The sequence below is a fragment of the Vibrio sp. V19_P1S1T109 genome (genome assembly GCF_002241375.1).
Classification (GTDB): Bacteria; Pseudomonadota; Gammaproteobacteria; order Enterobacterales; family Vibrionaceae; genus Vibrio; species Vibrio anguillarum.
The window spans coordinates 1-10,434 of sequence record NZ_NDIM01000150.1 but is presented as its reverse complement, the minus strand read 5'-3'; the positions used below and the strand labels follow the sequence as shown (position 1 = coordinate 10,434).

The following is a 10,434-nucleotide window of genomic DNA, read 5'->3' as shown; positions in this document are numbered from 1 at the left end:
AACGTGGGTTAAATATCACTGAACACTGGAGTGATGCCGTTCTAAATAGAACATTTGTTATTTTTTTATGTGTATTAATTGGTTCTGGCTATGCGGTGCAAACCTAGAATCTAACAGGCTTATTATTGCATCACACCACATTGTTCAATTTACCTTAACCAATAGGTAAGAAAATCAAGATTGACCAAACATCCTCGTAAATCATATCTTTCACCTACACCTTGACGAGAATCAAAAAGCTTGCACTTTTATCGCAAGTCTCTTTTCGCCCTAGGTATCCACATATCATAAAAAAGACAATCAAAAGGTAGTCAGCATGAAACAACCACTCAAGGCGCTGGTGCTCGCAATCAGTTTGTCGTGCGGTGCCATCGGTGCTTACGCAAACTCGTTAGAACCGCTCGACAAAGAATTCACTTTACAAGTTTTAGGATCGGGAGGGCCAATTTCAGATGATCTGCGCTCTTCTTCAGCGGAAGTAATTTGGTGGAAAGGAAAATCTAAAATCATGATTGATGCTGGCGGCGGCGCGTATCTGCGCTTTGGCCAATCAGGCTCTAAACTGGAAGATTTGGATTTTCTAGGCATTACCCATTTTCACACCGATCACGTTGCAGACTTGCCCGCGCTGCTCAAAGGCGGCTACTTCTTTAAGCGAGAAGACCCGCTAGATATTGCAGGCCCGCAAGCGGGATCAGCCTTCCCTAGCCTATCAGGTTATATGGACGCACTCTTTAATAGCAAAGATGGCGCTTACGCTTATTTAAATGGTTTATATGATGGCAGCGATGGTTTGTTCCCAGTCACCATCACTGATGTTCCTTACAAAACCACGACACCAACTAAAGTGTATCAACAAGACGGTTTAACCATTTACGCACTCGGTATTCCTCATGGGGACGTGCCATGTTTGGCTTATCGTATTGAAAGTGATCAGGGCGTTATTGTTATTTCTGCCGATCAAAACGGCAGTAACCCAGCATTTCTCGATTTTGCTCAAGGCGCTGACATTTTAGTCATGCCGATGGCTGTTCATGAGTCAGCCGATGAAGTTTCCGCATTTATGCACGCTAAACCTTCAGTGATTGGCGAAATTGCAGCCAAAATCAATCCTAAACTGCTCGTGCTCAACCACTGGATGGGAGTCGGCCTTAAACATAAATCAGAGTCCACCAAGATCATCAAACAGTTTTATCACGGCGAAGTTATTGCCGCCCGTGATCTCTCAAGCTACCCAATGAGTTCCGTGAAGGAGATAACCCATGAATTGTAAAATTGTTTTGTCTATTGCGATGACTTCGGCCATTGCTCTTCATCCTGCAATGAGCGTTGCAGAAACGTCAACGGAAGCACCAGTGAGTGCGCAACCCACCTCTCAAAATGGTGGCAAATGCGCGGCTGGCAAATGTGGTACTGAAAAACGCTTTGAGAAACAGGATCTAAAAAGCGATCCGCAAGGACGTTTAGTACGCGCCAGAGATGGTAAATGTGGCTTAACCGCAGAGGGAATCGCACCTTCCGCTGAAACCATTACTCTAACCAACAGCAAAATCACTGGTGGTGTATGCGGGCAATAGATCGCACTTCAAAAGGCATCGGCTTGCGTAGCGAACACATCGATTTGCTATGCCAGTTGCCTGACCATCCCGCCATCGATTTCCTTGAGCTTGCTCCGGAGAACTGGATGAACATGGGCGGACTTAAACGCGAGCAGTTACAGCAGATAGCAAAGCACTATCCTCTGGTTGCACATGGGCTGAGTTTGTCGATTGGCGATTGTCAGCCACTGAACAAAGCGTTTGTGAAAAAGGTAGCGGCATTTTTAGATGAATTTAACATCGACATTTACAGTGAGCATTTGAGCTTTTCGCGTGATGCCCAAGGGTACTTGTATGAACTGCTGCCTATCCCGCGCTATAAAGAGAGCATTGCTTACTTGGTCGATCGCATTCACTGCGTTCAAGATCTTGTGCAACGCCCTTTGGTGCTGGAAAACATCTCCTACTACCACAGTTACGGCAAGGAGATCCCCGAAGGCGAATTTATTGCTGAGATAGTTGAGCGCAGCGGCTGCCAGCTGCTGATTGATATCAATAATGTGTATGTGAATAGCCGTAACCACAATTACTGCCCGTTTGACATGCTGGCCACTTTACCGAGCGAAGCGATCTGCTATTACCACATCGCAGGTCACTTAAAAGAGCGCGAAGATTTCTTGCTCGATACCCATGGCAAACCAGTACAACAAGAGGTGATTGACTTGGCTCGTTATGCTTACGCTCAACAAGGTAGCCGTCCTTTGCTGCTTGAACGTGATCATCATGTGCCTCCTCTGGTGGTTTTGACTGAAGAGTTGCGCACTATCCATCACGATATTATGCAACCAGCGCCATCATTAGTTATCGATGTGGAGCGTAGCCATGCTTAAACCACCAATGAACATGAGTATGTCAATGCACGCACTGACCTGTGTGATCCGCTCTCCTGTCGCGCAAGGCGAACCGCCCTGCCGTTATCGAGAGTTCATTCGAGCGAATATCTACTCTGTCATTAAGCACACTTTTCCTCTGTTTTACGCTCAACTTAACGAGGAAACACTCTACATTTTGACGGACGAATGGCTGGTAATACATGGCGCTATGGAGCCTGAGTTCCATCAGATTGCGACTGAATTTGTTCAGTTTATCCAACAGCAAAATAACCATAACGCCAGTGTTAACCTCAGTGCTGAGCAAATCGCACTGCTTGAATATGAATGGATCGTTTTCAACGCTGAAATGGATAGCGCTCATGTGCCGCATCTCAACGTGTGGTGGGATGATGTTGAAGCTCAACCGGAGGCGTTTTGCATACAGCTTAACCCAACGTTAAAACTGGTCGAAGTGCCTTTTCTTGTCCATCCAGAATCGGTCACTTTTTTGATTCAAGAACAGAAAACGGTCTGTTATGGGGTATTTCGTCATGCATCGCATCAGGTGGTATCACAAAAACTCAGAGAAGTGGATATCGCCCTAATTCAGATGATTCAAAACGCCCCAGCGCAGTCACTAACGCAACTAGAACAACAGATAGCTCAACACCTATCCAACTTCCATTTTTTGGCGTGGGTTCAAACGTTTCAGCAACAAGGACTCATCAGCCTGTATTTATTAGGAGAAACTCTATGATTCACTCAGCCCTCAATTGGTACGATGGCGTGATCGAAAAATTTAAAAAATTCGATTTTATAGTACTACTTGCGATTCGACTTTTCCTCGTGCCGGTGATTTTTGTCGGCGCTCATTCCAAAGTGGTTGGTTTCGCTGGAACCGTTGCTTGGTTTGGCGCCTCAACCGCCGATGGTGGTTTAAATCTACCTTTTCCAGAACTGCTGGCATTTTTAGCCGCCGCGACAGAAGTTCTCGGCTGTATATGCATCGCACTTGGTCTTTTTACTCGCATTATGGCTATCCCTATGATTCTCATGATGAGTGTGGCGAGCGCAATGGTGCACTGGAAACATGGCTGGGACGCGATTGCCACCAGCAGTATGGAAGCGACGGTGCGCTTAAACGGTTTTATTGAATGGTTGGCGGTCAATTTTCCGGGCCGCTACAACTACATCACAGAACTTGGCGACCCTGTGATGCTCAATAACGGGATGGAATTTGCGGCTACTTACTTTGTGATGCTGATGGTTCTTTTCATTTACGGTGGTGGCCGCTACGTCAGCCTCGACTACTGGCTAAAAAAACCATTCACTCGCACGCCTCAAACTGCTTAACACCTAATGATGCCTACTAACTTGAAGTTGCCGCCCGCAGCTTCAAGTGGCAGGTGTTATCAATCACACATTCATCTCTGACTATCTTACCTGCCATTTTGCTGGCGGGAGGGAGACTTTATGCTTACAGATGTGGTGGAACTGTCACGGTTCCAGTTCGCCAGTACGGCGCTTTACCATTTTATTTTTGTTCCGCTGACCATTGGCTTATCGTTTTTACTGGCGATCATGGAATCACTGTATGTCATGACCGGCAAAACCGTTTACAAAGACATGACTCGTTTTTGGGGCAAGCTGTTTGGCATCAACTTCGCCGTTGGCGTTGCCACCGGCCTCACTATGGAGTTTCAATTTGGCACCAACTGGGCGTACTACTCTCATTATGTGGGTGACATTTTTGGTGCCCCACTGGCGATTGAAGCTTTGATTGCCTTTTTTCTTGAATCAACACTCGTTGGATTATTTTTCTTCGGCTGGGAGCGCCTTTCTAAGCGTCAGCATTTAAGCGTGACTTGGTTAACCGCTTTAGGCTCTAACTTTTCTGGATTGTGGATTTTGATGGCCAACGGCTGGATGCAAAACCCCGTCGGCGCCGAGTTTAACTATCAAACCATGCGTATGGAAATGACCAACTTTACTGATGTCATTTTTAACCCAGTAACCCAAGTGAAGTTTGTGCATACCGTTGCGGCGGGTTACACCACAGGCGCACTGTTTATCATGGGTATCAGCGCATACTACCTATTGAAAAAGCGCGACCTTCCCTTTGCGCGTCGCTCATTTGCTGTGGCTTGCGCTTTTGGCATGGCATCCATTACCGCCACTTTATTGCTAGGTGATGAGTCAGGTTACACCTTAGGTGAAGTACAACAGGTGAAACTGGCCGCCATTGAAGCCGAGTGGGATACCGAACAAGCCCCTGCCTCTTTTACTCTGTTTGGGCTACCTAACCAAGAAACCATGCACACAGACGCGGCGATTAAAGTCCCTTATTTGATGGGTATTATCGCCACGCGTTCATTGGATGAGCCCGTCATCGGCTTAAAAGATTTGATGGCGCGCAGTGAAGAGCGCATTCGCAATGGCATGCTCGCTTACGGGTTATTGGAAGCCTTACGCAATGGTGACGATTCACCGCAAAACATCGCTCAGTTTGAAACGCTAAAAGAGGATTTGGGGTACGGTTTATTACTCAAAAAATACACCGATAAAGTAACTGATGCGACTGAAAGCCAAATCAAACAAGCCGCGCAAGATACCATTCCGCAAGTTGCACCTCTGTTTTGGAGCTTCCGCATCATGGTGGCCTGCGGTATGGCGATGTTCGCTGTGATTGGGCTCTGTTTCATCCAAATTTGTCGGCGAAAAATCGGCACTCAGCCTTGGTTACTTAAGGCGGCATTATTCGCCATTCCACTTCCCTGGATTGCCAGTGAAGCGGGATGGTTTGTTGCTGAGTTTGGCCGCCAACCTTGGGCTATCGGTGAAGTGCTTCCGGTTAATATGGCCGTATCTAACCTATCAACCAGCGATTTATGGATTTCACTGGGCCTAGTTTACTTACTCTATAGCGCATTTTTGGTGGTGGAAATGTACCTGATGGTGAAGTTTGCTCGGCGCGGACCAAGCGCCCTACATACCGGACGTTACCATTTTGAAACGCAAGATGGGCACGGATCTCTATCTCACGTACACCATTAAGGGAGAACACAATGTTTGATTACGAAACCTTACGTCTGCTGACTTGGGCGATTGTCGGTGTGCTATTGATTGGTTTTATCATCACCGATGGCTTTGATATGGGCGTTGCAGCGCTACTGCCCATTTTGGGACGCAGTGATGTTGAACGAAGAGTGATGATCAACAGTATCGCGCCTCATTGGGATGGCAACCAAGTATGGCTGATTACCGCTGGCGGTGCGATTTTCGCCATCTGGCCACTGGTGTACGCCACCGCATTTTCTAGTTTCTATTTAGCGATGATGTTGCTACTTGCCGCGTTATGGCTGCGCCCAATAGGTATGGATTATCGCTCAAAAATCGATAATCCCTCATGGCGCAAGGCGTGCGATAACGCACTGTTCATCAGTGGCGTTGTGCCGCCCCTCATCTTTGGCATTGGTTTTGGCAATTTATTGGTAGGAGTCCCTTTTCAGCTCAATAACTTATTGATGCTTGATTACCAAGGCCATTTTTGGGATCTATTCACGCCATTTCCACTACTGTGTGGCCTGCTCAGCCTTGCCATCGTCGTCACTCAAGGCGCAACGTTTTTACAGCTCAAAACTTGTGATGCGTTACGTGAGCGAGCCCATAGCGCGTCGGTGGTCAGTGCCAGCATTGCGGTGGCATTATTTCTCATCGGCGGATTCTTTGCCACCAACATGGCGGGTTATATTATCGTGAGCCCGATTGTCACGGATGCCGCTTCAAACCCCTTGCACAAAGAAGTGGTTAGCGTTGCTCGCCATTTACTGCATAACTATCAAGCACACGCGATGCTGTGGTTGATCCCTTGCGTGGGCATCGCGAGCTTATTGGCGTGCATGTGGGCAAGCCTGAAAAGAGCATCTGGCTGGGCCTTCTTATTCTCTAGCCTTGCTATTGCATGCATTATTTTAACGGCAGGCGTGGCACTATTTCCGATGATCATGCCGTCAAGCTTAATGCCATCACACAGTTTGACGATTTGGGATGCCACATCCAGCCAGAAAACACTCAATATCATCACGATTGTCGCCATCTTAGTGGTGCCAGTCATCCTCAGTTACACCGCGTGGGGTTACTACAAAATGTTCGGTCGATTGAGTGATGATTATATTCGCAACCACAGCGTATCGCTGTACTAAAGGAGATGACTGATGTGGTATTTCTGTTGGGTTCTTGGCGTATTACTCGCCTGCGCATTTGGCATAATCAATGGATTGTGGCTTGAGCAAGCTGAGCATTTCGATGAATCGTAACTCACTCATATGCAAGCCGATAACCTGCTAAGAAGCGTTAAGATCATCAAGCTTTAAGATAAAAAAATGGCGCTGTTTTTAGCGCCATTTTTTATCACATCGTAAGAAACGTCTTACTGAAATTTTGGGCCAGCTGCGGCAACAAAAGCCATTTCAACCAGATAGTCAGGGTTAGCCAGTTGCGCTTGAACGCAGGCTCGGCTTGGTGCGCATCCTTCTGGAAACCAGCTATCCCACACTTCATTCAAAGCGGCGAAATGAGCAAAATCTGTGACATAAATCGTCACCGATAACACACGGCTTCTGTCGCTGTCGATCGCCGTTAACTGTTGCTCAGCTTGGGCTAAGATCTGCTCAACCTGCCCTTTCATATCGGCTTTTGTATCGCTATCAGCCACTTCCACAAAGTGGGCAATGCCGTTGAATACGGTAATGTCAGACCAACGTTTACTCGGATTAATACGATGAATAGTCATTAATTTCTCTCTTTATGGTAAAGATAACTCGCAACAGTGCTGTTCGATCACACAGACTGGCGCGCCGACTTTGCAGCTAAAGCCGCTGGCAACCAACCTGCCTGTGGTTTCATCTCGGCGATAACTGGCGATTGTGTGTGAATGTTGGCTAGCAACCAACAACCAATCTCCATCCGCAGACAAAGTGAAGTCACGCGGGAATTGGCCACCGACATCAAATGCGGCAATCCATTGCGGTTGTGGCTGGCATAGTTCAAAAAGAACGATTTTATTTTGCTCTCGGCAGGAAGCATAGAGAAAACGTTCATCGGGCGACAACTTAATCGCCGCAGCCGCTCCACTTTTCGCCTCATTCGGCAAGAGATCGCACTCAGCCTCTATTTGCCATTGTGTCCCGGAAAATACTAAGGTGACCAAAGTCTCCGACAATTCACAGACCACAAAAGCTCGGGTTTCTGCGTGATTAAACACCACATGGCGCGGCCCACTCCCCGCAGGCATCTCTACAGTTTGCGCCAATGAAAATGCCTGATTATCACTGTTGATGGCGAAAAAATGAATTGCATCACTCCCTAAATCGACCACAACCAGTTGCGACGACTGTTTAAGGAAAACCACCTGATGAGCGTGAGGTGAGGTTTGGCGCTCTGCATTTGGCCCCTGACCATTAATCCATAGATCAGCGATACATAACTCCGGTTTGCCAGTGTCGTCCAAACGAACAATGTTCACATTACCCGACCCATAATGCGCCACGGCGCAATAGCGCTGCTTGGCATCAATAGCAAGATGACATGCATAGCTACCCGACAGTGGCACTTGAGAAACAGAGCCCTTGTTAATGTGTATTAATTGTGGGTTGTCGCTCGCTTCTACCTCATTAAAAGTGTAAAAGCCCTTGGTGGTTTCAAGAAGGTAGGAAGGGTTACGCGTCGCCATCACCTCTTGCAAAACACTAAGTTCACCCGTGATGGTGTTAAGCTCAATCAGCTCAACGCCGTTACTATTGCTTGGTGCATCCGTATAAGTACCAATGTAAAAACGCGCGGCATTGTGTGTGCTCATTTTCCACCTATCATCAAAAATAAAACACTATACCCAAATTTCACCTTAATCTGGGATAATTTAATTAAGCTGCCTGTGTGGCAGTGATGAAAACCGCCATACAGTCCAAACTTAAATCCAATCGGGCGATTGCGGAACATAATCAATGAACAACATGCTCGGAATAATGTTTATTTTTCCTAGAGGATAAAATCCATCTTCGCTGTTAAATAATTTTCCGCGATAACGTTGCGTGGGTTTTTAGATACAACAAAGCCCGCACGTGGCGGGCTTTGTTTGAATTTGGTGGGTCTTATTGGATTCGAACCAACGACCTTCTGGATGTCGACCAGACGCTCTAACCAACTGAGCTAAAGACCCAAATTTTTGTTCTTGAGCATGATACATGCAACTGAAATGGTGCGTCCGAGTGAACTCGAATCACCGACCCCCACCATGTCAAGGTGGTGCTCTAACCAACTGAGCTACGGACGCATATCTTCAGAACGGAGTGGATATTAACGGCTGTTTTTGCTGTGTGCAAGTCTATTTTCTTTGTTTTTGAGCCAGTTGGCTTATCTATCACCAGCTTGTCTGTTTTTTATTCACAACTCTGGGTTTAAGCACAATAACCGGATTAACAATAGATGTAAGCTGTCCAATTTATTTCATTGTATAAGTTATGTGAGATTATCCATTGATTCGGACCAATTATCTCGTACTATAAGCTTTATCAATATCTTCGATATGCAATACGGTGACGTAACATGGATGTGCGATTATTCAATCATTCTCATCATTTGAGAGCCTCAGTACTTTGTGGGTTAAGCTTACTGCTGACCGCTATTGCATTTTTCTTCGTCCTATTTAACGTTTTTTACACTTACAGCTACGGGCTAGCAGCATTAGAATTTGTCTTCATGTGTTACTCCTATTACGCTTACTTGATTGCAAAGCAACAAACACATTCAGCTACTCATATTCGTGTCTACGTTTATTTTCTAATCTTTATTATCAGCGCAGGGACTTTTATCCAGCCTTTAAGTAATGGTCTATTTTTATGGACCACGTTTTTCCCAGTACTTTTTTATCTATTGCTAGGGGTTAAGCATGGCCGCCTCGCTACGGGCATCGCACTCATTCCGCAACTGTTCAACATTTATTATCAAGCCTTATGGAATGAAGCTTATGATCCAATCCCGTTGATGATCAATCTGCTTCTTTGCTACTGCGGAATTTGGACAGTGGCTCATATTTTTGAATCTAGCCGTAAAAAAACCGAAAACTCACTACGCTATCTTGCTTCTCGTGATGCGTTGACGGGCTCTCACAATCGTTTAGCACTCACTCATGCCTTCGCTCACTTTGTGCAAAATAAAGTGGATACGACGCTGTGCCTTTTAGTGATTGACCTTGATTATTTTAAGCAAGTGAATGACACCCATGGGCATGATGCCGGTGACAAGGTGCTGATCGATACGACGCAGGTAATGTCTCAAATTGTGGGCGACGATAACCTCTACCGTATCGGCGGGGAGGAGTTTTGTGTGACTTTGTTTAATAACAGCATCACGCAAGCCGAACATGTGGGAGAAAAACTGCGTGAGGCGATTAATCAACATTTGTACGCTTATGGATCGAAGCGAATCCAACTGACCTTAAGTGTCGGTATTTGTGAATACCGTGAAGGTGACAAGTTGGATGTACTACTGAAATTAGCCGATGTTGAGCTTTATAAAGCGAAGAAAAATGGACGTAACCAAGTTCGTATTTGCCAAGTCAATGACAGCAAAAATGATGCGACACTTTGGGCTTCTCAGAGTTCTTGATCCTCTCCGACTTCATACACCACATTATAATTTTCAGTATAGGTACACTGTGGTTGACGGCTACACGTAAAGAATCGTCGGCCTTTGAATTCGCCTTGGCTGGCAATTTTTATCACCATTGGGCTGCCACATTTTTTGCAAAAACGCACTTCTTTATCGGTTTCGATCAAATCAATATGTGCGGCCAGTAACCTTCTTAGTTTACTCACTTGATAGCTGTGTTTGATGTTCGCACCAATCAATGGAATGTTGGCAGACTTACACACATGCATCAGCAATTTTTCACGCTCTACCTTGCCTTTATGCAGTTCTTTTCCGTTATCCAACTCGATGATGACTCGCGGCTCTAAGGTTCTTGC

At 46.1% G+C, this 10,434-nt stretch carries 12 protein-coding genes and 2 tRNA genes; 9 read left to right on the top strand and 5 right to left on the bottom strand.

What is annotated here, in order from left to right; all coding sequences use genetic code 11:
- Positions 1-316: 316 nt before the first annotated feature.
- The 8 genes from B9J87_RS07050 to cydX all read left to right on the top strand — a co-directional run bounded on the left by B9J87_RS07050 (position 317) and on the right by cydX (position 6,726).
- Positions 317-1,273, top strand: coding sequence for an MBL fold metallo-hydrolase (locus B9J87_RS07050; protein WP_029189808.1), 957 nt, complete (start codon positions 317-319; stop codon positions 1,271-1,273).
- Positions 1,263-1,577 (top strand): hypothetical protein, encoded by a 315-nt coding sequence (locus B9J87_RS07045; protein WP_013856716.1) that lies wholly within the window; start codon positions 1,263-1,265, stop codon positions 1,575-1,577. Before B9J87_RS07050 ends, B9J87_RS07045 begins: the two co-directional genes overlap by 11 nt.
- Positions 1,565-2,428, top strand: a complete 864-nt coding sequence (locus tag B9J87_RS07040; RefSeq protein ID WP_094149962.1) for a DUF692 domain-containing protein — start codon at positions 1,565-1,567, stop codon at positions 2,426-2,428. Before B9J87_RS07045 ends, B9J87_RS07040 begins: the two co-directional genes overlap by 13 nt.
- Positions 2,421-3,167 (top strand): HvfC family peptide modification chaperone, encoded by a 747-nt coding sequence (locus tag B9J87_RS07035; protein WP_094149960.1) that lies wholly within the window; start codon positions 2,421-2,423, stop codon positions 3,165-3,167. Before B9J87_RS07040 ends, B9J87_RS07035 begins: the two co-directional genes overlap by 8 nt.
- Positions 3,164-3,763 (top strand): HvfX family Cu-binding RiPP maturation protein, encoded by a 600-nt coding sequence (locus tag B9J87_RS07030; protein ID WP_017044810.1) that lies wholly within the window; start codon positions 3,164-3,166, stop codon positions 3,761-3,763. The genes B9J87_RS07035 and B9J87_RS07030 overlap by 4 nt, the downstream gene beginning before the upstream one ends.
- Before the next feature lie 120 nt (positions 3,764-3,883).
- On the top strand, positions 3,884-5,464 hold the full coding sequence (locus B9J87_RS07025; RefSeq protein WP_094149958.1) for a cytochrome ubiquinol oxidase subunit I: 1,581 nt from the start codon (positions 3,884-3,886) through the stop codon (positions 5,462-5,464).
- Positions 5,465-5,475: 11 nt separating this feature from the next.
- Positions 5,476-6,612, top strand: coding sequence for a cytochrome d ubiquinol oxidase subunit II (cydB, locus tag B9J87_RS07020; RefSeq protein ID WP_094149956.1), 1,137 nt, complete (start codon positions 5,476-5,478; stop codon positions 6,610-6,612).
- Between the two features lie 12 nt (positions 6,613-6,624).
- A complete protein-coding gene (cydX, locus tag B9J87_RS07015; RefSeq protein WP_013856710.1) occupies positions 6,625-6,726 on the top strand; it encodes a cytochrome bd-I oxidase subunit CydX in 102 nt (33 codons plus the stop codon).
- A 113-nt stretch (positions 6,727-6,839) separates the two neighbouring features.
- Here cydX and B9J87_RS07010 read toward each other — a convergent pair whose 3' ends face one another.
- The 4 genes from B9J87_RS07010 to B9J87_RS06995 all read right to left on the bottom strand — a co-directional run bounded on the left by B9J87_RS07010 (position 6,840) and on the right by B9J87_RS06995 (position 8,741).
- Positions 6,840-7,202, bottom strand: coding sequence for a RidA family protein (locus tag B9J87_RS07010; RefSeq protein ID WP_088728898.1), 363 nt, complete (start codon positions 7,200-7,202; stop codon positions 6,840-6,842).
- Positions 7,203-7,214: 12 nt separating this feature from the next.
- Positions 7,215-8,267 (bottom strand): lactonase family protein, encoded by a 1,053-nt coding sequence (locus B9J87_RS07005; RefSeq protein WP_094149948.1) that lies wholly within the window; start codon positions 8,265-8,267, stop codon positions 7,215-7,217.
- 283 nt (positions 8,268-8,550) lie between these two features.
- Positions 8,551-8,627 (bottom strand) — tRNA-Val (locus tag B9J87_RS07000).
- A 37-nt stretch (positions 8,628-8,664) separates the two neighbouring features.
- A tRNA-Val gene (locus B9J87_RS06995) sits at positions 8,665-8,741 on the bottom strand.
- 272 nt (positions 8,742-9,013) lie between these two features.
- On the opposite strand from B9J87_RS06995, the gene B9J87_RS06990 reads away from it, so the two are divergent.
- Positions 9,014-10,075 carry a GGDEF domain-containing protein gene (locus tag B9J87_RS06990; RefSeq protein ID WP_094149946.1) on the top strand — a complete coding sequence of 354 codons (1,062 nt, stop codon included), beginning with the start codon at positions 9,014-9,016 and terminating at the stop codon, positions 10,073-10,075.
- Here B9J87_RS06990 and B9J87_RS06985 read toward each other — a convergent pair.
- Positions 10,063-10,434: DUF2726 domain-containing protein (locus B9J87_RS06985; protein ID WP_141201550.1), on the bottom strand; the 372-nt coding region annotated here is incomplete at its 5' end. The genes B9J87_RS06990 and B9J87_RS06985 overlap by 13 nt on opposite strands.